This is a genomic window from Phocaeicola massiliensis B84634 = Timone 84634 = DSM 17679 = JCM 13223 (assembly GCF_000382445.1).
Lineage (GTDB): Bacteria > Bacteroidota > Bacteroidia > Bacteroidales > Bacteroidaceae > Phocaeicola > Phocaeicola massiliensis.
The window spans coordinates 18,670-41,956 of the sequence record NZ_KB905472.1; the positions used below are offsets into that span (position 1 = coordinate 18,670).

Consider the following 23,287-nt stretch of genomic DNA (forward strand, 5'->3'; position numbering starts at 1 on the left):
TCTCTGAAAGTTTTTACGCTAATTAAGGAAAAATTTCGATAATAGTTACTACCTTTGTGTCACTAATAACTAATTAACTAAAATAAGTATCATTATGGCAACACCTCCGTTCCACTATCAGCCCATGTTCGATTTGGGACCTGACAAAACTGAGTATTATTTGCTGACTAAGGATTATGTGTCAGTAAGTGAGTTTGAAGGAAAACCTATCTTGAAGATTGAAAAAGAAGGTTTGACTGCAATGGCAAATGCCGCATTCCGTGACGTTTCGTTTTTGCTGCGCCGTTCGCACAACGAACAGGTTGCTAAGATTCTGAACGATCCCGAAGCCAGTGACAATGATAAATATGTAGCATTGACTTTCTTGCGTAATGCGGAAGTTTCTGCTAAAGGTAAATTACCGCTTTGCCAAGATACCGGTACGGCTATCATCCACGGTGAAAAAGGTCAGCAGGTATGGACCGGTTATTGTGATGAAGAAGCACTTTCCGAAGGTGTTTATAAAACTTATACAGAAGAGAATCTGCGTTATTCCCAGAATGCTCCTTTGAATATGTATGATGAGGTGAATACTAAATGTAATTTGCCGGCACAGATCGACCTGGAGGCTACCGAAGGTATGGAATACCACTTCCTTTGTGTAACCAAAGGCGGTGGCTCTGCCAATAAGACTTATTTATATCAGGAAACAAAAGCTGTGCTGAATCCGGCTACTTTGGTACCATTCTTGGTAGAAAAGATGAAGACTTTGGGTACAGCTGCTTGTCCTCCTTATCATATCGCATTCGTAATTGGCGGTACATCTGCTGAAAAGAATTTGCTGACAGTGAAGTTGGCATCCACTCATTATTATGATGAGTTGCCCACTACGGGTAACGAATACGGACGTGCGTTCCGTGATGTGGAACTTGAAAAGCAAGTATTGGAAGAAGCTTACAAGATTGGTTTGGGAGCTCAGTTTGGCGGTAAATATATGGCACACGATGTTCGTATCATCCGTTTGCCCCGTCACGGTGCTTCTTGTCCGATCGGGCTCGGTGTATCTTGCTCTGCCGATCGTAACATCAAATGTAAGATTAATAAGGACGGTATCTGGATTGAAAAGATGGATGACAAACCGGGTGAATTGATTCCGGAAGCGCTTCGCGAAGCTGGCGAAGGTGATGCTGTGAAGATTGACCTGAACCAGCCGATGGCAGACATCTTGAAAGAACTGACCAAGTATCCGGTAGCTACCCGCCTTTCATTGAACGGAACAATTATTGTTGGTCGCGACATCGCTCATGCCAAGTTGAAAGAACGTTTGGACCGCGGTGAAGATTTGCCTCAGTATATCAAGGATCATCCTATCTATTATGCAGGTCCGGCAAAAACACCGGAAGGTATGGCATGTGGTTCTATGGGTCCCACTACTGCAGGACGTATGGACCCGTATGTGGATTTGTTCCAAGAGCATGGAGGCAGCATGATTATGTTGGCAAAAGGTAATCGGAGCCAGCAAGTAACTGATGCTTGTAAGAAACATGGTGGTTTCTATTTGGGTTCTATCGGCGGACCGGCTGCTATCCTTGCACAAAACAATATCAAGAGCATTGAATGTGTGGAATATCCTGAATTGGGTATGGAGGCTATCTGGAAGATTGAAGTGGAAGACTTCCCTGCATTCATCTTGGTAGATGATAAGGGTAACGATTTCTTCAAGCAGTTGAAACCGCGTTGCTTGGGTAATTGTAAATAAGCAATATCCTTTTTTTATAAATAATAATAGGCATCCGCTTTTTAACGACGGATGCCTATTTCTTTTGAAACTCTTTTATGATATTCTATCTCTCTTGGTCTTTATTTCTTTTGGGAGGTCTGTTTCCAGATGCGTATCATATAGAAAGCACAGTGAGTAAAAGCGAAGACAAATGAGATAATGAGTAAGGTCTTATCTTCGTCCCAACCCACGGTCTGCTGATGCCATAATCCAGTGATAACAGATAAGACAGATAAGGCAATACCTGTCATGTTGAGTATGGTAAGTCCGCGTCGGCGCGGTATGTGTTGCTCCAGTTTGCTGTGTTTTACTCCATAGCAGGCATATACGTCCAGACCGATTAGCATCCACAATACCAATCGAATCCAAGTATCCGCCGGAAGGAAAAGCATCATGCACAGGCAAGTCAGGATTCCGAGAATCGGTACGACCGGCACAAAAGGTGTTTTGAAGGCGCGGTGCACTTCAGGCATGCTTTTACGGACAATCAGCACGGCTGCACAAACCAGAGTGAAAGCGAATAGTGTTCCGATGCTGGTCATTTCACCTGCTACGCGTGCCGGAACAAATGCTGCCAATAATCCTACGACGACCATGAACAATAGATTGCTGCGTGCCGGTGTGCGGAACTTCTCATTGATATGTGAGAAGAAAGGGGGTAATAATCCGTCACGGCTCATGCTGAGGAAAACACGGCTTTGTCCCAACAAGGTTACCATAATGACGGAACAATAACCAAAAAGGATGGCAAGTACGATGGCGCGATTCAGCCACGGATAATCGGGGTGAATGATGCCGGCGGCATCGGCATGTCCCATGTGGTCGATGGCTACGGCTACGGGTGCGATACCTTGTTGACCTGCAAAATCGGTGTAGTGGGCAACTCCTGTCATTACATGAGCAAAGACCATATAAAGTATGGTACAGATGAACAATGACATGAGTATCCCTATGGGCATATCCCGTTTGGGGTTCTTGGTTTCTTGGGCTGCCGTGCTCACGGCATCAAAGCCCAAAAAGGCAAAAAACACGATGGCTGCTCCGCGCAATACGCCCGACCAACCGAATTCTCCCAATGTCCCTGTGTTGGCAGGAATGTAAGGAGTATAGTTTTCTGTATTGATGTATTTCCAGCCTAGTACTACGAAGGTGAGGATAACCGCTACTTTCAGAAATACGATAAAGCCGTTGAAAATGGAACTGCCTTCTGTGCCTCTAATCAGGAAGATGCTCATCAGTACTACGATAAGGAAAGCCGGAATGTTAACCACTCCTCCGTCCCACGGGCAGGCTGTAAGTGCATGCGGAAGGTTGATTCCTACTCCTTCGAGAAAGACGACGAGGTATCTGCTCCAGCTGATGCTGACTGTGGTGGCTGCCACTGTATATTCCAGAACCAAGTCCCAGCCGATTATCCACGCTATCAGCTCTCCCATGGTGGCGTATGAATAGGTATATGCACTACCTGCCACGGGTATCATCGAGGCAAACTCGGCATAGCATAGTCCGGCAAAACAGCATCCGATGGCTGCAATGGCAAACGAAAGTGGGTATATCCTGCGGCTACTGTTCCTGTGATGGAGAATAATCCTGCTCCGATAATTACGCCTACTCCCAATGCTACCAGACTCCATGCGCCCAACACTCTTTTAAGTGTCTTTGCGCCCGATTCGTTTGCTTCAGCCTGAAGCATGGAAAAAGGTTTCTTAATAAATAATCCCATATCTTTTTATAACCTAATTAGTGATAATTGGGTGCAAAGGTACGGATTACCGTCATGAAATACAAACCTGTAGTAAAGTCTATAACGATTATTCGAGATATTTCGTTATTTTGCCGCTTATCTGAAGCAGAGATATTTCGCATATTTTGGTATCATATTCTGCCGAAAGGATACGTTCTTCTGCATCGAGCAGACTTTTTTGTGCTTCACGCATTTCAATACCTGATAAGTCACCGAGCAGGTAACGTTCTTTGGCTATTTCGTGGTTTTCGCGGGCGGCTACCAGGTTTTGACGCTCCAGATTCAACAGACGCAGGTTGTTGCGGTAGGCTTGCCACAGGTTACTCAGGTCGGCTTTCAGTCCCAGTTCTAGCTGTTCACGTTCCAATTGGGAGTTACGAATGGCGAGACTTGCATTGCGCTTTTCCCGACGGCGGTTGCCGTCCCACAGGTTGATGCCTATCGTGATACCTCCGTTCAGTCCCCAGTTGCTTCTTCGGCTGGTGGCGTTGGTTTCATATTTATTTAATGTGTAGCCATATCCGGCTTTCAATTTCACGTAGGGATAGTTGCGCGACAATACTTTTCGGTAGTCCAATTGAGCGATAGTCGTATTTTGGTCTGCCCGGAGTAGTCCGGCATTAGTCGACAGGGTGGCAGACCACAGTTCGTCATAATTCAGTGCATCATTGACTATAATGATAGAATCATTGAGGCGCAAAGGGCGGTTGACTTCTTGCACGGCCATCAGCTCATTCAGATTGATGCGAGAAGTTACTACCAGTTCTTGTTGTTTCATGTATTGTGCACTGTCAGCATTAAAGTCTACTTTTGCCTGTTGGTAGTCCAGTCGGGAGAAGTTACCTATATGATAGCGTTCTTCCACAATGCGCAGACGCTCTTTGGACAGTGATACGGCATACAGGAAATTTTTCAAGCGTATCTCTTGTTGGACGTAGTTATAATATTCGGCGGTCAGTCCGGCTATGAAATCTTCTAATGTGATGCGGGTATTTGTTTCACCCAACCGTTCCAGCTCCTTTAATTGTTTATAGGTTGTGCTGATATTAAATCCGTCAAAGAGCGTCCAGTTTACGTCCAGTCCGGCTTGCAGGGTTTGGTCGTAGATGTTGCGTTCGCCGGTAGTGGTTCCGGTGCTGCGGTTTTTGCTGTCTGTGTTGTCCAATGAACCGCTGTATCCTGCCGACAGATCGAGTGTAGGCAGATAACCGGCATTGGCAAGTGTGGCATTGTTGTGGCTCACTTGCTCTTCATTGCGGGTGATGCGGATGGAATAGTTATTGGCAAGTCCTTCTTCCAGGCATTTCTTTAGTGTATAAGGATATTGTGCATATATCTCGGTTATTCCTGCCAGGCAGATACACATTACTATAATAATTCGTTTCATACGGTTTCTGTTTTGACTTTTCGGTTAGTAGAAATATAGGTATAAATAGCCGGTACGATGTACATGGTGAGTAAAGTAGAAACAAGCATACCACCTACAACGGCCGTACCCATGGCAATACGCTGGTTAGCTCCCTCACCGGTTGCAAAGGCCAGAGGAATCAACCCCAATATGGTTGAGACACTGGTCATCAGGATGGGGCGGAGACGCTGCAAGGCCGCATTTCGGATGGCTGCCATTTTGTCTTCACCCGATTCTTGTTTCAGATTGGCAAATTCTACAATCAGGATACCGTTTTTTGCCACCAGACCAATCAGCATGATGATACCAATCTGACTGAAGATGTTCATTGTAATGCCACCGGCAAACATAAAGATGAGTGCTCCCGCAATGGCCAATGGCACTGTCAGCATAATGATGAATGGGTCTTTGAAACTCTCGAACTGTGCCGCCAAAATGAGGTAAATAAGTACTAGTGCCAGTATAAAGGCAAACATCAGGCTGGACGAACTTTCGCGATAATCTTTAGAGTCACCCGAAAGTGCGGTACGGAAAGTATCATCTAAGGTTTCGGAGGCAATTTTATCCATCTCTTCCAATCCTTGTCCGATTGTTTTTCCGTCGGCAAGTCCGGCAGAAACAGTAGCCGAGATAAAGCGGTTGTAGTGGTAAAGTTTGGGGGGTGCCACAGACTCTACGAATTCCACCAAGTTATCCAACTGAATCATTTCTCCTTTATCATTTCGGATATAGATGGATTTGATATTGGAAGGTTTGTTTCGTTGCTGACGGTTGATCTGTCCTAAGATTTCATATTGTTTTCCATTCATATAGAAGTACCCCATGCGCTGTCCGCTGAGGCCGTATTGCAGTGTCTCTGCGATGTCGCGTACGCTGGCACCCATTGTGCCCGCTTTGTCACGGTTAATGTTGACTCGCATTTCGGGGCTGCTGAATTTCAAATCGACGTCAGCCATTTGGAATGTCGGGTTATCGTATACCTTGCTTAAGAACTCAGGCAACACTTTTTCCAATTTCTCAATACTGACGGACTGCAATACATATTGTACAGGCATGCTTCCCCTGCGTCCGCCGAAAGAAGATTGTTGCTGGACAAAGGCACGAGCCTTTGTTTTGTTGCGGATAGCCTTTGAGATACGTTCGGCTACTTCCATTTGGGTGTAGTTACGGTCTTTTATATCTTTCAGTGTGATACGGATATTACCACTACCGCTCGACACACGTGCCGTAACCGATTCGGCATCAGGCACAAGGGAGTCGACCAAATGATTGATATCTTCGGTATAATCGCGGATATATTCATAACTGGCTCCTTCGGCAGCACGGGTATTGATGCTGATTTGCGAACGGTCTTCCATCGGTGCCATTTCTGCCGGGATATAGCTCCATAATATGCCGATGGCAACTACCATTAACAGCGTGATAGGGATAGCCGATATACGTTTCTTTAAGAAAGCATCCAATGAACGGGCATAGATGCGGTTCATTCCCTCAAAGAACGGTTCTGTTTTGCGGTAGAACCAACTCTGCTTTTCACGTTTAACCAGTAGTTTGGTGGCAAGCATCGGGGTAAATGTCAATGCCGCAAATGAGGAGATGATGACAGAACCGGCTACAACAAAGCTGAACTCGCGGAACAGTCGTCCACTGGTTCCTTCCATAAATACGATGGGGAGGAAAACAGCAACCAGCGTGATGGTAGTTGATATTACAGCAAAGAATATTTCTTTGGCTCCTTCGATTCCTGCTTCAAACGGTTTCATTCCCCGTTCTATTCGGATATAGATATTCTCGGTCATTACAATAGCGTCATCCACCACCAATCCGACAGAGAGCACGACGGCCAGCATGGTGAGGACGTTGATGGAGAATCCGGCAATATACATGACGAAGAAAGCTCCGATAAGCGATACCGGTATCACGATACAGGGAATCAGCGTTACACGCCAGTCGCGTAAGAACAGGAAGATAATAATGATAACCAGTATAAAAGCCTCATATACAGTTGTCTTTACCTCGTCAATGGAAGCGCGTATGAATTTGGTATTGTCAAAGCCATAGCTGTATTTCACATCTTCTGGAAGGTCTTTTTGCATCTGCTGCATGCGCTGATATACGGCATCAGCTATCTCGATGTGATTAGCACCCGGTTGGGGAATCACAACGACACCTACCATCGGAACTCCGTTCATTTTCATGTAGCTTTTGATATCGGCAGGACCAAGTTCGGCGTAACCTATATCACTGAAACGGATGACATTGCCGTTTACCTCCTTTAATATAATATTATTGAATTCTTTAGCTGTATGCATCTGTCCCATGGTGCGCAATGTCAGTTCAACGGTATTTCCTTCGATACTGCCGGATGGTAATTCGATGTTCTCTTTGGTAACTGCATTTTTTACGTCTACCGGAGTAATGCCGTATCCTGCCATCTTAGTCGGGTCAAGCCATAAGCGCATGGAGTAACGTTTCTCACCCCAGATGGAAACGCTACTTACATCTGATATGGTCTGCAATTGTTCTTTTACCGTTAAGTCGGCTATTTCACTAAGCTCCAGCAGTGAACGGCTGTCGCTTTGGATAGCTACCATCAGGATGGGGACGGCATCGGCATCGGCTTTCGATACAGTGGGAGGGTCACAGTCGCGCGGCAAATAGCGTTGTGCACGGGAAACTTTGTCGCGCACATCGTTGGCTGCCGTTTCAAGATCGACGGACAATTCAAACTCTACCGTGATGCGGCATTGGCCTTGCTGACTGACGCTGGATAGGGAACGTATACCGGGAATACCATTGATATTCTGTTCCAGGGGTTCGGTGATTTGGTTCTCGATAACATCTGCATTCGCACCGGAATAGCTGCAAGTAACTGAGATGATAGGATTATCCACAGACGGGTATTCACGAACTCCCAATGTGTTGTAGCCAATCAGTCCGAAAAGTAATATGATAATCGTAAGTACGGTAGCAAGCACCGGTCTACGAATACTAAGTTCGGATATATTCATTGAAGCATTTTTTTTGTGGTTAGTTAAGAGCCTGGATTTCAACCGGCATACCTTTTCGTAATTGCAGTGTACCCGAAGTCAGGATAGTGTCACCGATAGCCAAACCCTGAACAATCTGGATTTCGGATTCGGTGCGGATGCCGACAACTACATCGGTCGGTTCTGCCACTCCGTTGCGATACACAAAGACTTTGTTCTTCCCCATTTCGGGTACAATTGCTTCTGACGGGATAGCTATTGCATCTGCTATTTCTTTTTGTTTCAACTGAATATCAGCATAGCGTCCCGGCAATAACTCTCCGTTCCGGTTAGGATATATGGCGCGAATGTTCAGTGAGTGAGTTTCCATATCCAGACTGGATTCTGTGGCATATACTTGTGCAGGATAAGCGTTGAGCCGTCCTTCTACTCTGAAGTCCAGATTCATTCCTTTTTTTATTTCGCGTGCGTAACGTTCGGGCACGGCAAATTCAACTTTCAGCGGGCTTACTTTAGTCAGTTTGGCGACTACGGTAGTGGGAGAGGCATAAGCTCCGACACTAACCTGTCTCAGTCCGATAATTCCATCGAAAGGAGCGCGTAGTTCTGTCATGTCAATACTAGCCTTTATATTTTCAATATCGGCATTCAGAGTAGCCAGTTCTGTTTTTACCTGTTCATATGCCTCTTTACTGACAGCATCGCGTTGCAACAAGGCGTTTTGGCGGAAAACACGGTCTTCTGCCAGTGGTATTTGAGCTTCCAATCGTTTTAGTTGGGCTTGCAATTGCCGGTCGTTTACTTTGGCTAATAGCTCTCCGCGCTTGACGGAACTGCCTTCTGTGAAGAAAATATCGGTAATCTTTCCGGAGGTTTCAAAAGAGAGGTTCACTTCTTCGTCAGGCACTAAGCGTCCTGTTACCAATATTTCATCAGTCAGCAAGTGAGGTGTAATGACTTGGGCATTCACCTTCAGTGTCTTTGATTTATTCTCTCTGGGCAGTGCATCGGCTGCCGTTAACTCTTCATTTTCGTGTGGGGTGAATTGATAGATGCCTAAACCGGACAGTCCGATTCCGATTGTTAATATAATGCCCCATTTAATTCGTTTATTCATGTGCTTTTCTGATATCTGATTTCCGATGAATGCAATCATCGTTGTAAAGTTAGAAAAGAAGCGCGGTGTTAAGTTTAAACGCCGCGCTTCTTTTTAATATTTTTTTTCGTTTGCCAGTTTCCACATGGCAAGGAAAGAAGCTTTTGTGATATCTACTGTTTTATTCCAGTTAATTTTTGCCGCTTCGTCACCCGGTAGATGATAGTCGGGATGACCATTGGTGTGATACCATATAATAGGTATCCCTTCTTTGGCGAAACTTCCATTGTCACTTCCACCTACAGGATTGTCCCATGCACGATAATCGGGTTCCAGTTGCAGGCGGTAGTCTTCAATGTCTTTTTTCAGCCAGTCACCGAACGCGGGATGGGCAGCGGTGTAAAAGTAGACTACCCCTTTGGGCTGCTCTTCATTATTATTGCGTCCTATCATGTCATAGTTCAGATAACCTTTTATTTTCTTCAACTCGGGATAGGTCATTGTGAAGTAGCGTGAGCCTAACAACCCTTTTTCTTCACCGTCCCAGAAAGCAAAAATAACAGTGCGTTCCGGTTGCTCTCCTGTTGCCAGAAAAGCACGTGCTACTTGTAGCACAGCTGCTACTCCGGAGGCATTATCGTCTGCTCCGTTATAGATTTGGTCACCCTCCAAAGTAGGGTCATAACCGAGATGGTCGTAATGTGCGCCGATCACTACAATCTCATTTGGATTCTTCCCTTCTATCTTGGCCAGGATATTGCGCAGGTCCAGCTTCTGATGGACTGTCTTTTTCAGGGCGGCGATAGAGTCGGGGTGAACTTGCCAGCGCTTATTCTTAATTTGGCGTTCTGCATGACACACCTCAAAAGGCTGAACATAATCGTCAAATAAAGGTTGCAGGCCCATTTGTTTCAGGCATGAAATGATATAGTTACCGGCGATGCGGCCGCCTTTCCATCCGGCTTCACGACCTTCCAACTCATCGCAGGCAAGGAATTCGATATGCGCTTCGGCGGTTGCACGGTTGATGGTTTCTACTCCTTTCTGTTCCGGTGCTGTTTTCTTGGGAGAAGCAGCATTCAGGTTTGCGGCACCAATTGTGAGAAGTGCGGCTAAGATAAGATGTCTTTTCATAAAGTCATGATTGTTAATAGGCTGCGCGATATTTACCTTCTTCTTTATCTTCCAGCATATTAAGATAAGAAATATAGCGCGACTCGCTGATTAAATGTTTCTCTACTGCTTCACGAACCGCACAGCCCGGTTCATGACGATGGGTACAGTTACCGTATTTGCAGTTGGCAGAATATTCGAATATTTCTTTAAAGTAATGTCCTACCTCTTCTTCTTCCATATCGAAGGTTCCAAAACCTTTGATACCCGGAGTATCAATAATATATCCGTCTTTTCCTATAGGAAACATTTCAGAAAAAGTGGTGGTGTGCATCCCTTTATTATGGTAATCGGATATCTCTCCTGTCTTTAGATTCTTTTCCGGAAGAATGGCATTGATTAAAGTCGATTTACCTACTCCCGAATTACCGGAAAGAAGTGTGACTTTGCCTTCCAAGTCCTTTTTAATCTCATCTATACCGATATGGTTCAGCGCGGAAACTTTAAAACAGGGATAACCGATGTGTGTGTACAGGTTGATTACAGCATCCAGATAACGCAGATTATCTTCGTCATACTTGTCTATCTTGTTGAACACTAATTTGACAGGAATACGATATGCTTCTGCGGTAGCCAGAAAGCGGTCAATGAAAATAGTCGAAGTCTCAGGATAATTAATAGTGATAATCAACATACACTGGTCAAGGTTAGCGGCCAGTATATGTGATTGTTTGGAAAGATTAGAGGCACGTCGGATAATGTAATTCTTACGGTCTTCTATTTCGCTGATAAAAGCAGTACCTTCATTATTCATAATGATTTTTACGTAGTCTCCCACAGCAATGGGGTTGGTACTACGAATCCCTTTCAGTCGGAAGTTTCCTTTGATTTTACAGTCAATGAGCTGTCCGTCTTCCGTCTTTACCTGATACCAGCTGCCTGTATTTTTAATTACTAATCCGCGCACTTTGTTCTTTTATACGGTCATAATTTCTTTATCTTTCTCGGCAAGCAGTTCTTCAATCTTCGCAATGTACTTGTCGTGTACCTTCTGAAGTTTGGCTTCTGCATTTTTTTGTTCGTCTTCGGGCATACCTTCTTTTACGGCTTTCTTCAAAGCGTCAATAGCATCGCGGCGTGCATTGCGGATACTTACTTTGGCTGTTTCGCCTTCTCCTTTGCATTGTTTGGCCAATTGTTTACGGCGTTCTTCGGTCAGAGGGGGAATGCCTAAACGGATGATTTCGCCATTATTTTCGGGAGTGATACCGAGTTCGGAATCCATAATTGCTTTTTCGATGATGCGGAACATACTCTTGTCCCATGGCTTGATGGCGATGCTGCGTGCATCGGGAGTAGTTACTGCGGCTACGTTGCTGATGGGCACCATGCTCCCGTAAGAATCAACACGAATACCATCAAGCAGTCTGGTGCTGGCTTTTCCGGCACGGATATGGGCTAAGGCTTCTTCCAGATACATAACGGCCATATCCATTTTCTCTTGTGCATCGTTAATGCAAGTCTTTGCGTCTGTCATACTGTTTTTTTATTTTAAGTTATATATTATCAATACGTTGTTTTTTAGTGAAACAAAAGTAATTTATTTTTTGATTATCTGCAATATATGACAGAGGATTTATTTATAAAGTTTCCCAAACTCTGTTTTCTTTCCCCCTGATGAATAAAAAGATTGTATGTATTTTGGGACTCCGATACAGTGCGTTTCAACTATTTTGGAGTATATTTGCTGACATAATTATGGATAGAGTATGATTTCATTGTATTTGGCCCGGCATGGGCAGACGGAAGAAAACATAGCGCGTATATTTCAAGGACATTTGCCCGGACGGTTGACTGTAGAAGGGATTTCCCAAGCGGAGGTTTTACGGGATTCTTTGAAAAGGATTCCATTGGATGCTGTCGTTTCCAGTGACTTGAAACGCTGTATGGATACAGCCGAAATAGTGATGGAGGGTAGGGAACTGCCATGGGAAACAACAAGCTTGCTTCGTGAGATAGATTGGGGGAGCTGGACGGGGCTTCGTATCAAGGAGGTAGATCTTCATCACATTCCGGCAGATGTGGAAACGGAGGAGATGCTCTATCAGCGTGCCGGCTGTTTCCTTGATTATATAAAGGCGAATTATGAAGGAAAGACACTTTTGGCTGTTGGCCATGGGTTAATAAACCGTGCTGTTCAGGCACGGATTCAGGGAGTAACTTTACAGCATTTACGTAGTGTGCCCAAGATGGATAATGCCGAGTTGAGACTGTTTATGCTGTAATTGTTTAATTGATAAGTGTGCTATTGGCCTTTTATACTTCTTCAACAAATCTTTCTGAACGGAGGTGTTACCGTTCTGTGCTTATAAAGAACGAGAGTGTATCAAAATGAAACACTTCATTGCTTTTGACACACTCTCTAAATGTAATATTAATTATGTACTAAAGTACCGATACTTTCTCCTGTCATTACTTTCTTCAGGTTGCCGAGTGTATCCATATCGAATACGATAATCGGCAGGTTATTTTCCTTGCACATGCAGGTTGCGGTGAGGTCCATCACCTTCAGACCGCGGCGCAAGACTTCGTCATAGGTAATATCGTCAAACTTGGTTGCCGTGGGGTCTTTTTCCGGGTCGGCAGTATAGATACCATCCACGCGGGTACCTTTCAGCATGACATCTGCCTCTATTTCGATACCGCGTAGTGAAGAGCCGGTATCAGTGGTAAAGAACGGATTTCCGGTACCGGCTGACATGATGACCACTTCACCGTTTTCCATTGCTTCAATGGCTTTCCATTTGCTGTAGAATTCGCCGATAGGTTCCATGCGTATGGCGGTGAGTATGCGTGCTTTTACTCCGGCTGCGCCCAAGGCGGAACTCAGTCCGAGACTATTGATAACGGTTGCGAGCATTCCCATTTGGTCGCCTTTCACACGGTCGAAACCTTTTGAAGCACCGCTCAGCCCGCGGAAGATGTTACCGCCACCGATAACGATGCCGATTTGCACACCCAGTTCATGAATCTCTTTGATTTGTTGTGCATACTCATTCAGACGTTTTTCGTCTATGCCATATTGTTTTTCACCCATCAAGCTCTCGCCACTCAGCTTTAATAGTATTCTTTTAAATCTTGCCATAGTGATTTATTATTTATTGTTTGGGCAAAGATAAAAAAATAATTTGATACTTGGCACTGTAATAAGAGCTGTGAATCAATTATCTTTGTGTCGGATTATAAATGTGATGACTATGCAAGATATAATAAACGGACGTTGCGGTTGGTGTGGAACGGATGAGCTGTATGTGAACTACCATGATAAGGAGTGGGGCAGACTGGTGACCGATGATGATACTTTGTTTGAATTTCTAGTGCTGGAAAGTGCTCAAGCAGGGTTGAGTTGGATAACTATCCTTAGAAAACGTGAAGGGTATCGAAAGGCCTTTTGTAATTTTGATGCCGGACGGGTGGCGCAAATGACCGATGAGGATGTGGAACGGCTGATGCGATTTGACGGTATTGTGAGAAATCGCTTGAAAATCAAATCGACCATTACCAATGCAAGGCTTTTTCTTGCCATACAGAAAGAGTTTGGCAGCTTTTACAATTATACACTGTCATTCTTTCCTGATAGAAAGCCGATTGTTCATACCTTTAACTCGTTAAGTGAGATTCCGGTATCTTCTCCCGAGTCCGATGCCATGAGCAGGGATATGAAAAAACGAGGCTTTAAGTTCTTTGGAACGACGATTTGTTATGCTCACTTGCAGGCTTCGGGTTTTATCAATGATCACTTGGCTGGCTGCTTTTGCCGAAAAGAATAGTAGCCTAAAATTTTTCTCCCCAACACACCTTGTAACACACCTCGAAGCAGTAAGTAGGTGATAAATGCCATCCACAGTGCATGGTTCTCCATTGTACCCTTGAATCCGTAATAAATAAGGAAGAAGCATCCCGATGCCACTATCATGGCGCGAAGCATGAGATGGGTGGCTGTTGCGCCGATGAATATGCCGTCGAGCAGGAATGCCGAAAACCCGGCTAAAGGTATGGCAAGTACCCAATAAAAATAACTTCCGGCAGTAGTGATTACTATTTCATCGTCGGTCAATAATCTCAAGAAAGCTTGTCCGCCTGCTCCATATAATAAGGTGAAAGCAAGGGAAAGGCCGATTCCCCAACCAAACAGTCGGCGCACGGTCTGATGGAGTTCTCGCCTGTTGCCGGCACCGATGTATTTACCGGCCAATGCTTCTCCGGCATACGCAAACCCATCCATGATGTATGAAAAGAGAGTGAATAGTTGCATGAGCAGTGTATTGACAGCCAGAACGACTTCTCCTTGTGCAGCTCCTGCCGAAGTGAAGAATACGGTAACGGCCACCAGGCAGATGGTGCGGAAAAAGATATCGCGGTTCACCTTAAAGAAACGGTACATGGCTTGTCGGTCGAAAAAGGAATGCCATTCGATGCGCTTTCTTAAATTGCCATAATAGCGAATCCAAAGCAGGTATGCCATCACTAATCCTGCATACTGTGCGGTTAATGTGCCGATGGCTACTCCTTCTATTTTCATGTTGAAGCCATAGACCAGGCAAAGGCTTGCCACGATATTCACGATGTTTTGAGTGATGGCAATGTACATGGGGAAACGCGAATTCTGCATACCGATAAACCATCCGGCAAAACTGTATAATCCCAATACGGCAGGCGCACCCCAAATACAGATGCGGAAATAGAGGGCGGATAGTTGTGCCACTTCGTCTGTGGTATCGATTAATGTAAAAGCTACTTTCTCGATAGGGTATTGGAGAGCTAATAAGATTAGGGCGATGAATAAGCCTACTCCCACAGAGCGTAACAACAAGCGGGTTACTTCATTTAAATCATGTCTGCCGTATGCTTGTGAAGTCATGCCGCTGGTCCCCATACGTAGAAAACCGAATATCCAGTAAATGATATTAAACAGCATTCCGCCGACGGCTATCGCTCCTATGTAAGCAGCCGAACCAAGATGTCCCACAATGGTAACGTCTATCAGACCAAGCAGTGGAACTGTGATATTCGATACGATGGAAGGAATGGCAATCTGAAGAATCTTTTTATTTCCGTAGCTTAGTTGCATCTCTTAATATTGTTATATGATATATTGCACTTCTTTGAATGCGTATTTTCGGAGCATACCGTTTTCATCTCTCAACAGGAGGTGTCCGTCCGGTTCTATTGTTTCGAGGCTTGCTTTAAATTCTCCGTTTTCATCCCTGTAAGGATACATTCCTTTATGGCGGTATTGTGCGTTCAGATAATCGGAATGAATAGTCTCTTTGATATTCGGCTTTTGGGAAATTAATGGAATATAGTAGGAAAACAATCTTTTCAGGATACCTTCCAGTACTTCCTGCTTGTCTGTTTTTCGTCCCAGTATTTGTTTCAGTGAAACAGGGTTGGGGGCAGGGGAGACAAAATGCTCTTGGTTGATATTTACGCCGATACCTGCAATGCAACGGAGCAGATACGTTCCTTCTAATTCATTTTCTATCAGAATACCACATATTTTCTTGTCTTTCCAATAAATGTCGTTTGGCCATTTGATGCTGAAACCTTCTGCATAGGTGCTTAAAGTGTCATATACGGACAAGGCGATAAGCATGGAAAGTGTGAATTGCTCACGGGCTTTTAGGGCTGAGGGGTAGAGTACGGTACTGAAAGTGAGGTTCATGCCGGGGGCAGATTCCCACGAATTGCCACGTTGCCCCTTACCGGCTGTTTGTTTGTCAACCAGTAGTGTGGTAAATTCTTTGATATTTTCCCGATCGCACAGTTGCGCAAGTCGGTTATTGGTAGAGTCCGTTTCTTTTTCTTTAAGTATGGAGACTGTCGGGTTAGTCGGGCAATTCATTGTATTCTTGTTTTAGTTTACGGGTGAATTTCTTGATGACTTCTTCGTATGAATGATCTATTAAATGTAGAATCATTTTGTCGTCTATATCTCCTTTCAGTGATACTTGATTCCAATATTTTTTGTTGAAGTGATAAGCACCTTCTACCCCCGGATAATGGTCACGCAGTTCCAAAGCATAGTCCGGGTCACATTTCAGTGTAATTAAATCAGGGCATTCCAGTTTGATGCAGGCGGTCATTTTCCCCATTACTTTAAATACTAAAAAATCTTCTCCAAAAGGAAAACCTTCTGTTGTCCCTTTTTTGGCGAGGCAATAATCTCGAATTGTTTCTATATCCATATATAAATAAGTATAGTATTACCAAATAGGTGAATAGAAGGCATCGGCAATATGTTCGATTTGAAAGGGTGCTTCTTGTCCTACCACCGTTATAATGTCAAAGCGGACAGGCAGGTCGATAGCAAATTTGCGGAGATAAGCATCGGTTGAGGCTATAATATGTCGGATTTTTCTATCGTTAACTGCCTCTTCCGGATTGCCAAACCGTATGTCTTTGCGCGACTTAACTTCTACAACGATTAGCTCATTGTTGTATTTGGCTACGATGTCTAATTCTTTCTTGCCACATCGCCAATTACGATGAAGGATGGAGTAGCCTTTTTCTGTAAGGAAGTCGGCTGCTGCGGTTTCCCCTTCCTTGCCAAATTCGTTGTGTTCTGCCATTCTGTTACATTTTGCACAAAAATACTCATTTTTATGTTTTGTATTTACAGAAGTAAAGCTAATTTTGCAGAGAATATGGCAAATAACGTAAAAAAGAGAGTGAAAGTCCCCTCATCTACGCCCAAAAGAAAGCAACGTATGGTGTGCTTGATGAGTGAAGAGGAGCTGAAAATAGTGGATTGTTATCTTAAGAAGTATAAGATAACAAATAAAGCTCGTTGGCTTCGTGAAACGGTGTTGACTTTTATTCATCAAAAGATGGAGGAAGATTATCCCACATTATTCAATGAACATGATATGAGACGGTAAGGAGTTGTATGGCAGATGATACTTTTTATATGAAGCAAGCTTTAATGGAAGCGCAGAAAGCGTTTGCATCGGGGGAGGTGCCGGTAGGCGCTGTTGTTGTTTGTCGTGACCGTATCATCGGGCGCGGACACAACCTGACAGAGATGTTGAATGATGTGACAGCTCACGCCGAGATGCAGGCTATCACCGCTGCTGCCAATAATTTGGGAGGCAAATATCTGAATGAATGTACCCTGTATGTTACAGTAGAACCGTGTGTAATGTGTGCCGGAGCTATAGCATGGGCACAGACAGGTAAATTGGTTTTCGGGGCTGCCGATGATAAACGCGGTTATCAAAAGTATGCACCTGATGCCTTGCACCCCAAGACTGTAGTAATCAAAGGAGTGCTTGCAGATGAATGTGCTCAATTGATGAAGGACTTCTTTAAGAAAAGACGATGATAACCGGAGATAGGAGAAGAGTTATTGTTCCTCAAAATCAACATATTCTCCTTCGTCATCACCGAATATCTTCTTTTTATTGCCTTTTGACTTGTGATGTGTGTTTGAAGCTGAGTCGGTTTCAGCATAGCTGTCATTGGCATCTTGCTGTCTGTTGAAATTTTCGTGGTTGGTGTATGTATGGCTTTGATAATTGCTGCGTTTGTTGCCGCCACCAAACAATACACGCATAATATTGCCTAGAATAGAAAAGCCGATAAAGATAATCAGCAGGAAAAGAATAAGTAGAAAACTTAAAAATCCAAACATAGTAATTTCTTTTTTTTAGTATATCACGTACAACAAGTGTGCCACACGTATTGTTTACGCTCTTTTTTTAGTTAAAAGAGATAGAATGATATACCAGATAATAACGGCTGCAAAGCCGCTGATTTTGAAAATAAGCAGTAAAGGAATGCATACTATCAGGAATATATAGCTCACTTTGTTCTGACTCCATGTCAAATTCTTGAATTTTAAAGAGAACATCGGAATTTCGGCAATCAACAGTAAAGACATGATTAGCACTAAAATAAATAAGTATATCGCATTGAAAGAATCGGATATCAAAAAGGAGTGGCCACCCACTACCAAGGAACCCCAAAACAATGCATTGGCCGGCGTCGGCATACCTATGAACGAACTGCTTTGACGCGGGTCGATATTGAACTTGCCCAGTCTCAAGGCTGAGAAAACAGCTATGAGAAATGCAGTGTAAGGCATATATTCTGCTATGGGTAACAGGAAATCGGGATAATGTACTTCTTTAAATAAAGAGAAAACAATGGCGGCAGGTGCAAAACCGAATGTTATATCATCTGCCAGTGAATCCAATTCTTTTCCCAATGGTCCCGAAACTTTAAGCAGACGTGCCAACATCCCGTCGAAGAAATCAAATACTGCTCCTATTATAATAAAGGTAATCGCCAGTTCATAGTTTCCTTTAAATGCCATTACACTGGCAATACAGCCGGAAAATAAGTTGCAACAAGTAACAGTGTTGGGTATGTGGCGTGTAATACAATTTGCCATTAGGTCTTTTTATTTTAGTTTAGCAATGACGGTTTCGTTTCCGACGGTTGCTTGTCCCATTTTGACACATACTTCAGTGCCCAGTGGCAGGTAAACATCTACACGTGAACCGAATTTAATAAATCCCATGTGCTCGTCAATGTAGCAGTCTTCTCCTACTTCTGCGTAAGTGACAATACGGCGTGCGATGGCTCCGGCAATCTGGCGCGCCATAACGGTATGTCCTTCGGGAGTCTCGATAACCACCATGGAACGTTCATTTTCCGTGCTGGCTTTCGGAAGCCATGCTTTCATGAACTTACCATTGTGATGATCTACATGTTTTACTACTCCGTCCACCGGATACCAGTTGGCGTGAACATTCACAATACTCATAAAAATAGAAATCATTAAACGGCGGTCATGAAAATATTCATGTTCGTCCACTTCCTCGATTACTACTATCCTGCCATCGGCAGGTGCAACAACTACTTTTTCGGTATCGTGTTCGAACAGGCGGATAGGACAACGGAAAAAGTTCACCATCAGCAAATAGATGATGATACTTGCAGTTGCCAATAGATAGAACAGGATTTTGCAGTCAAATGCCCAAAATACCAATGCATTTATGCCTGCCAGTAATAGAGCACTTGCAATTAAAATCTCCGTTCCTTCTCTATGTAGTCTTATTTTCTTTAATTTCTTCAGTCGGTTCATGATATAAGAAAACCAATTATCGTGCAAAAATATACTTATTTTGAAAACCCTGCAAATAAAAGTTGTTAGAAATGCCTATTTCTGTCTCTTTTAAGATAAAAAAAGCGAATGTTGATAACTTCTTCTTTATCTTTTTGCAGGTTTTGTGAAAGCGGAGTATCTTTAACCGAATTTTTAGGAGAGAAGAAATTATGCAGGATTTTGTCCATTTACACGTCCATACCCAGTATTCTATTCTTGACGGACAAGCGTCTATTCCGCGTTTGGTCGATAAGGCGATTGCTGACGGTATGAAAGGAATAGCAGTCACCGACCATGGTGATATGTTCGGTATCAAGGAATTCTTTAACTATGTAAATAAGAAGAATGGAGGAACCAACGGCGAGATAAAAGATTTGAAGAAGAAGATAGCCGGGCTGGAAAAAGGTACGGTGGAATGTGAGAATCCCGAAGCTGAATTGGCAGTATGCAGGGAGCAACTGGAAGCGGCGAAGAAGAAATTATTCAAGCCTATTTTTGGTTGTGAAATGTATGTGGCACGCCGCCGTCTATTTAATAAGGAGGGGAAACCGGATCAAAGCGGTTATCACTTGGTGGTGCTTGCCAAGAATGAAAAAGGCTATCATAATCTTATCAAGTTGGTATCTAAGGCATGGACGGAAGGATTTTATATGCGTCCGCGTACCGACCGTGTGGAATTGGAGAAATATCACGAGGGACTGATTGTCTGTACGGCTTGTATTGCCGGTGAAGTGCCTAAGAATATCATTGCCGGAAAGTATGAAGAGGCTGAAGAGGCTATCCAATGGTATAAACGCGTTTTTGGCGATGACTTTTATCTGGAGTTGCAGCGTCATAAGGCCACCGTACCCCGTGCCAATCACGAAGCGTATAAACTGCAACAGATTGCTAATGAGAAACTGATAGAGTATTCCAAAAAATATAATGTGAAGCTGGTGTGCACCAATGACGTTCACTTTGTAGACGAGGAGAATGCCGAAGCACACGACCGTTTGATTTGCTTGAGTACGGGAAAAGATTTGGATGACCCCAACCGTATGCTTTACTCCAAGCAGGAATGGATGAAGACGCGTGCGGAAATGAATGAAATCTTTGCCGATGTACCCGAAGCATTGTCTAATACGGTAGATATTTGTGACCAGGTGGAGTTTTACAGTATCGACCATGCTCCGATTATGCCTACTTTTGCCATTCCGGAGGACTTTGGAACAGAGGAAGAGTATAGGAAAAAGTACACGGAAAAGGATTTGTTCGATGAATTTACGCAGGATGAAAACGGCAATGTGGTGATGAGCGAGGATGCTGCTAAGTCCAAAATAGAAAAACTGGGCGGCTATGATAAGCTTTACCGTATTAAGCTGGAAGCGGATTATCTGAAAAAACTCGCATTGGAAGGAGCTCACAAACGCTATGGAGAAGTGCTGAGTGAGGAGGTGCAGGAACGAATCAAGTTTGAGCTTCATATTATGAAAACCATGGGTTTTCCGGGTTACTTCTTGATTGTGCAGGACTTTATTCGTGCAGCCCGTGAGGAACTGGATGTATCAGTGGGACCGGGACGTGGTTCTGCTGCCGGCTCGGCAGTGGCCTATTGCTTGGGTATCACTAAGATTGACCCTATTGCTTATGATTTGCTGTTCGAGCGTTTTTTGAATCCCGACCGTATTTCTTTGCCTGATATCGATGTGGATTTTGATGATGACGGACGCGGACGTGTGTTGAACTGGGTAACGGAAAAGTATGGTCAGGAAAAAGTGGCCCATATCATTACTTATGGTACAATGGCAACAAAATTGGCCATCAAGGATGTTGCCCGTGTACAGAAGCTGCCGTTGTCGGAGTCCGACCGTTTGTGTAAGCTGGTTCCCGACAAAATACCAGATAAAAAAATGAATCTGCCCAATGCCATTGCATACGTTCCCGAGTTGCAGGCGGCAGAAGTGTCACCCGACCCCATTTTGCGCGATACGATTAAATATGCCAAGATGTTGGAAGGGAATGTCCGCAACACGGGAGTGCACGCGTGTGGCACTATTATATGTAGGGATGATATAACGGATTGGGTTCCGGTAAGTACGGCCGATGATAAAGAAACCGGAGAGAAAATGCTGGTTACCCAATATGAAGGTTCGGTGATTGAGGATACCGGTTTGATTAAAATGGACTTCCTTGGGTTGAAGACTTTGTCTATCATCAAGGAGGCGGTAGAAAATATCAAGCACAGTAAGGGAATTGTGTTGGATATTGATGAAGTCGATATTGAAGATCCGGTAACTTATGAATTATATAGTGATGGACGGACAATCGGTACTTTCCAATTCGAGTCTGCCGGTATGCAGAAATACTTGCGTGAACTCGAACCGAGTACTTTTGAAGACCTGATTGCCATGAATGCCCTTTATCGTCCGGGTCCTATGGACTATATTCCTGACTTTATCGACCGTAAACACGGGCGTAAGCCTATTGAGTATGATATTCCTATCATGGAGAAATACTTAAAGGACACCTATGGCATTACAGTGTATCAGGAACAGGTCATGCTGCTGTCACGTTTGCTGGCTGATTTTACTCGCGGTGAGTCTGATGCTTTGCGTAAAGCGATGGGTAAGAAACTGCGAGACAAGCTGGATCACATGAAGCCGAAGTTTATTTCGGGAGGTCAGAAGAATGGGCATGATCCGAAAGTGCTTGAAAAGATTTGGGCGGACTGGGAAAAGTTTGCATCATACGCATTCAATAAATCGCATGCCACCTGTTATTCGTGGGTAGCTTATCAGACTGCTTATCTGAAAGCCAACTATCCGGCAGAGTACATGGCGGCTACCATGAGCCGGAATATTTCGAACATTACTGAAATCACGAAGCTGATGGACGAAAGTAAAGCGACCGGAATCACGACCAAAGGTCCGGATGTGAATGAAAGTTATCTGAAGTTTTCAGTAAACCGCAAGGGGGATATTCGTTTTGGTTTAGGAGCCATCAAGGGCGTAGGAGAAAGTGCTGTTCACTCTATTTTGGAGGAACGGGAGAGAAATGGAGAATATAAAGATATCTTTGATTTCGTTCAGCGTGTAAACCTCTCGGCTTGTAACCGTAAGAATATTGAAAATCTGGCTTTGGCAGGTGCGTTTGACAGTTTTCCCGGCATCAAGCGTGAAGATTTCTTTGTGAAGAATGCCAAAGATGAAACCTTTACGGAAGTATTGGTACGCTATGGAAATAAATATCAAATGGATAAGGCTGCCGCATCCAACTCTTTGTTTGGCGGTGAGAACCAGATAGAAGTAGCGACTCCCGAAATAGTTCCGGCACCGACATGGGGAGATTTGGAACGTCTCAACAAGGAGCGTGATTTGGTAGGAATTTATCTTTCGGCCCATCCATTGGATGAGTATGCTGTTATCTTGGAGAATGTATGCAATACCCACATGATTGAATTGACCGATCTGACTCCGCTTCAAAACAAAGATGTGACAATGGGAGGGATTGTGACCGGAGTCCGCGAGGGTTACACCAAGACCGGTAAGCCGTATGGTATTGCGAAAATAGAAGATTATAGTGGTTCTGCCGAATTTGCTTTCTTCGGTAATGAATGGGTGGAAAAGAAAAACTTTTTCATGAACGGCATGTTCTTATTTTTAAGAGGAAAATGTCAGCCGAAGCAGTGGCGTCAGGAGGAATGGGAAATAAAGATAAACTCAATTGAACTTCTGCCTGAGGTGAAAGAAAAGATTATTGAAAAGTTGACGGTGACAGCACCTCTGTCTGCCATTGATGAAGAGATGATTGAAGAATTTACGGCTTTGGTGAAGGCAAATCCCGGTAATGCGGAACTTTATTTCCACGTACAGGATGAAGATGGTCAGATGTATGTCAATTTGATGTCTCGCGTGGTAAAGATTGCAGTTCAAAAAGATATAATGACATATTTAAAGAGCCAACCAATGCTCTCCTATAAAATAAATTAGTATATTTGCGCAATTAACAGTTTAAACTATAAGCATA

At 43.9% G+C, this 23,287-nt stretch carries 20 protein-coding genes and 1 pseudogene; 6 read left to right on the forward strand and 15 right to left on the reverse strand.

All coding sequences use genetic code 11. From position 1 onward, the window contains the following. Positions 1-94: 94 nt before the first annotated feature. Positions 95-1,738 (forward strand): fumarate hydratase, encoded by a 1,644-nt coding sequence (locus HMPREF1534_RS18690; protein ID WP_005935394.1) that lies wholly within the window; start codon positions 95-97, stop codon positions 1,736-1,738. 101 nt (positions 1,739-1,839) lie between these two features. On the opposite strand, the pseudogene HMPREF1534_RS18685 reads toward HMPREF1534_RS18690, so the two are convergent. From HMPREF1534_RS18685 to frr, 7 genes and pseudogenes are all read right to left on the reverse strand, one after another. Further along, positions 1,840-3,482 (reverse strand): annotated as a pseudogene (locus tag HMPREF1534_RS18685) (amino acid permease). 88 nt (positions 3,483-3,570) lie between these two features. Further along, on the reverse strand, positions 3,571-4,890 hold the full coding sequence (locus tag HMPREF1534_RS18680) for a TolC family protein (RefSeq protein ID WP_005935403.1): 1,320 nt from the start codon (positions 4,888-4,890) through the stop codon (positions 3,571-3,573). Then, on the reverse strand, positions 4,887-7,922 hold the full coding sequence (locus HMPREF1534_RS18675; protein WP_005935406.1) for an efflux RND transporter permease subunit: 3,036 nt from the start codon (positions 7,920-7,922) through the stop codon (positions 4,887-4,889). The genes HMPREF1534_RS18680 and HMPREF1534_RS18675 overlap by 4 nt, the downstream gene beginning before the upstream one ends. Positions 7,923-7,941: 19 nt before the next feature. Further along, entirely contained in the window at positions 7,942-9,018 is a 1,077-nt protein-coding gene (locus HMPREF1534_RS18670; protein WP_025066865.1) for an efflux RND transporter periplasmic adaptor subunit, read from the reverse strand. Between the two features lie 93 nt (positions 9,019-9,111). After that, positions 9,112-10,131: a M28 family metallopeptidase gene (locus HMPREF1534_RS18665; protein WP_005935411.1), complete on the reverse strand. Its 1,020-nt coding sequence runs from the start codon at positions 10,129-10,131 to the stop codon at positions 9,112-9,114. Positions 10,132-10,144: 13 nt separating this feature from the next. After that, a complete protein-coding gene (gene rsgA, locus HMPREF1534_RS18660; RefSeq protein ID WP_005935413.1) occupies positions 10,145-11,077 on the reverse strand; it encodes a ribosome small subunit-dependent GTPase A in 933 nt (310 codons plus the stop codon). A gap of 9 nt (positions 11,078-11,086) precedes the next feature. Continuing rightward, complete coding sequence (gene frr / locus HMPREF1534_RS18655; protein ID WP_005935417.1) at positions 11,087-11,647, reverse strand: ribosome recycling factor; 561 nt, start codon at positions 11,645-11,647, stop codon at positions 11,087-11,089. 232 nt (positions 11,648-11,879) lie between these two features. On the opposite strand from frr, the gene HMPREF1534_RS18650 reads away from it, so the two are divergent. After that, positions 11,880-12,395: a histidine phosphatase family protein gene (locus HMPREF1534_RS18650; RefSeq protein WP_005935420.1), complete on the forward strand. Its 516-nt coding sequence runs from the start codon at positions 11,880-11,882 to the stop codon at positions 12,393-12,395. Between the two features lie 149 nt (positions 12,396-12,544). On the opposite strand, the gene pyrH is transcribed toward HMPREF1534_RS18650, so the two are convergent. After that, entirely contained in the window at positions 12,545-13,255 is a 711-nt protein-coding gene (pyrH, locus tag HMPREF1534_RS18645; RefSeq protein ID WP_005935422.1) for a UMP kinase, read from the reverse strand. Between the two features lie 112 nt (positions 13,256-13,367). Here pyrH and HMPREF1534_RS18640 point away from each other — a divergent pair, with 112 nt between their 5' ends. Further along, on the forward strand, positions 13,368-13,940 hold the full coding sequence (locus tag HMPREF1534_RS18640) for a DNA-3-methyladenine glycosylase I (RefSeq protein WP_018452163.1): 573 nt from the start codon (positions 13,368-13,370) through the stop codon (positions 13,938-13,940). On the opposite strand, the gene HMPREF1534_RS18635 is transcribed toward HMPREF1534_RS18640, so the two are convergent. The 4 genes from HMPREF1534_RS18635 to HMPREF1534_RS18625 are packed head-to-tail and all read right to left on the reverse strand — an operon-like array spanning position 13,907 to position 16,742. Then, positions 13,907-15,241 (reverse strand): MATE family efflux transporter, encoded by a 1,335-nt coding sequence (locus HMPREF1534_RS18635; RefSeq protein WP_005935428.1) that lies wholly within the window; start codon positions 15,239-15,241, stop codon positions 13,907-13,909. The two genes, HMPREF1534_RS18640 and HMPREF1534_RS18635, sit on opposite strands and share 34 nt — an antisense overlap. Before the next feature lie 12 nt (positions 15,242-15,253). After that, the gene (locus HMPREF1534_RS18630; RefSeq protein ID WP_005935431.1) at positions 15,254-16,015 is read right to left on the reverse strand and encodes a biotin--[acetyl-CoA-carboxylase] ligase; all 762 of its coding nucleotides are present in this window, start codon (positions 16,013-16,015) and stop codon (positions 15,254-15,256) included. Beyond that, entirely contained in the window at positions 15,999-16,358 is a 360-nt protein-coding gene (locus HMPREF1534_RS0118740) for an MmcQ/YjbR family DNA-binding protein (RefSeq protein WP_018452164.1), read from the reverse strand. The genes HMPREF1534_RS18630 and HMPREF1534_RS0118740 overlap by 17 nt, the downstream gene beginning before the upstream one ends. A gap of 18 nt (positions 16,359-16,376) precedes the next feature. Then, positions 16,377-16,742: a YraN family protein gene (locus tag HMPREF1534_RS18625; protein WP_005935436.1), complete on the reverse strand. Its 366-nt coding sequence runs from the start codon at positions 16,740-16,742 to the stop codon at positions 16,377-16,379. 75 nt (positions 16,743-16,817) lie between these two features. Here HMPREF1534_RS18625 and HMPREF1534_RS18620 point away from each other — a divergent pair, with 75 nt between their 5' ends. Both HMPREF1534_RS18620 and HMPREF1534_RS18615 read left to right on the forward strand, forming a co-directional pair. After that, on the forward strand, positions 16,818-17,051 hold the full coding sequence (locus HMPREF1534_RS18620; RefSeq protein WP_025066866.1) for a hypothetical protein: 234 nt from the start codon (positions 16,818-16,820) through the stop codon (positions 17,049-17,051). 8 nt (positions 17,052-17,059) lie between these two features. After that, on the forward strand, positions 17,060-17,494 hold the full coding sequence (locus HMPREF1534_RS18615; protein WP_005935442.1) for a nucleoside deaminase: 435 nt from the start codon (positions 17,060-17,062) through the stop codon (positions 17,492-17,494). 21 nt (positions 17,495-17,515) lie between these two features. On the opposite strand, the gene HMPREF1534_RS18610 is transcribed toward HMPREF1534_RS18615, so the two are convergent. From HMPREF1534_RS18610 to HMPREF1534_RS18600, 3 genes are read right to left on the reverse strand one after another with little or no spacing between them, the layout of a single operon-like run. Next, the gene (locus tag HMPREF1534_RS18610; RefSeq protein ID WP_005935444.1) at positions 17,516-17,803 is read right to left on the reverse strand and encodes a DUF4834 family protein; all 288 of its coding nucleotides are present in this window, start codon (positions 17,801-17,803) and stop codon (positions 17,516-17,518) included. Positions 17,804-17,857: 54 nt separating this feature from the next. Next, the gene (locus HMPREF1534_RS18605) at positions 17,858-18,565 is read right to left on the reverse strand and encodes a CDP-alcohol phosphatidyltransferase family protein (protein ID WP_005935446.1); all 708 of its coding nucleotides are present in this window, start codon (positions 18,563-18,565) and stop codon (positions 17,858-17,860) included. 9 nt (positions 18,566-18,574) lie between these two features. After that, the gene (locus HMPREF1534_RS18600; RefSeq protein WP_005935449.1) at positions 18,575-19,261 is read right to left on the reverse strand and encodes a phosphatidylserine decarboxylase family protein; all 687 of its coding nucleotides are present in this window, start codon (positions 19,259-19,261) and stop codon (positions 18,575-18,577) included. Positions 19,262-19,452: 191 nt separating this feature from the next. Here HMPREF1534_RS18600 and dnaE point away from each other — a divergent pair, with 191 nt between their 5' ends. Next, entirely contained in the window at positions 19,453-23,250 is a 3,798-nt protein-coding gene (dnaE, locus tag HMPREF1534_RS18595; RefSeq protein WP_005935451.1) for a DNA polymerase III subunit alpha, read from the forward strand. Positions 23,251-23,287 lie beyond the last annotated feature (37 nt).

Excerpts from the sequence above, each read along its gene's own strand:
- HMPREF1534_RS18690 (WP_005935394.1), top strand. The coding sequence starts at position 95 with ATGGCAACACCTCCGTTCCACTATCAGCCCATGTTCGATTTGGGACCT.
- HMPREF1534_RS18680 (WP_005935403.1), bottom strand. The coding sequence starts at position 4,890 with ATGAAACGAATTATTATAGTAATGTGTATCTGCCTGGCAGGAATAACC.
- HMPREF1534_RS18675 (WP_005935406.1), bottom strand. The coding sequence starts at position 7,922 with ATGAATATATCCGAACTTAGTATTCGTAGACCGGTGCTTGCTACCGTA.
- HMPREF1534_RS18670 (WP_025066865.1), bottom strand. The coding sequence starts at position 9,018 with ATGAATAAACGAATTAAATGGGGCATTATATTAACAATCGGAATCGGA.
- HMPREF1534_RS18665 (WP_005935411.1), bottom strand. The coding sequence starts at position 10,131 with ATGAAAAGACATCTTATCTTAGCCGCACTTCTCACAATTGGTGCCGCA.
- frr (WP_005935417.1), bottom strand. The coding sequence starts at position 11,647 with ATGACAGACGCAAAGACTTGCATTAACGATGCACAAGAGAAAATGGAT.
- HMPREF1534_RS18650 (WP_005935420.1), top strand. The coding sequence starts at position 11,880 with ATGATTTCATTGTATTTGGCCCGGCATGGGCAGACGGAAGAAAACATA.
- pyrH (WP_005935422.1), bottom strand. The coding sequence starts at position 13,255 with ATGGCAAGATTTAAAAGAATACTATTAAAGCTGAGTGGCGAGAGCTTG.
- HMPREF1534_RS18640 (WP_018452163.1), top strand. The coding sequence starts at position 13,368 with ATGCAAGATATAATAAACGGACGTTGCGGTTGGTGTGGAACGGATGAG.
- HMPREF1534_RS18635 (WP_005935428.1), bottom strand. The coding sequence starts at position 15,241 with ATGCAACTAAGCTACGGAAATAAAAAGATTCTTCAGATTGCCATTCCT.
- HMPREF1534_RS18630 (WP_005935431.1), bottom strand. The coding sequence starts at position 16,015 with ATGAATTGCCCGACTAACCCGACAGTCTCCATACTTAAAGAAAAAGAA.
- HMPREF1534_RS0118740 (WP_018452164.1), bottom strand. The coding sequence starts at position 16,358 with ATGGATATAGAAACAATTCGAGATTATTGCCTCGCCAAAAAAGGGACA.
- HMPREF1534_RS18625 (WP_005935436.1), bottom strand. The coding sequence starts at position 16,742 with ATGGCAGAACACAACGAATTTGGCAAGGAAGGGGAAACCGCAGCAGCC.
- HMPREF1534_RS18620 (WP_025066866.1), top strand. The coding sequence starts at position 16,818 with ATGGCAAATAACGTAAAAAAGAGAGTGAAAGTCCCCTCATCTACGCCC.
- HMPREF1534_RS18615 (WP_005935442.1), top strand. The coding sequence starts at position 17,060 with ATGGCAGATGATACTTTTTATATGAAGCAAGCTTTAATGGAAGCGCAG.
- HMPREF1534_RS18610 (WP_005935444.1), bottom strand. The coding sequence starts at position 17,803 with ATGTTTGGATTTTTAAGTTTTCTACTTATTCTTTTCCTGCTGATTATC.
- HMPREF1534_RS18605 (WP_005935446.1), bottom strand. The coding sequence starts at position 18,565 with ATGGCAAATTGTATTACACGCCACATACCCAACACTGTTACTTGTTGC.
- HMPREF1534_RS18600 (WP_005935449.1), bottom strand. The coding sequence starts at position 19,261 with ATGAACCGACTGAAGAAATTAAAGAAAATAAGACTACATAGAGAAGGA.
- dnaE (WP_005935451.1), top strand. The coding sequence starts at position 19,453 with ATGCAGGATTTTGTCCATTTACACGTCCATACCCAGTATTCTATTCTT.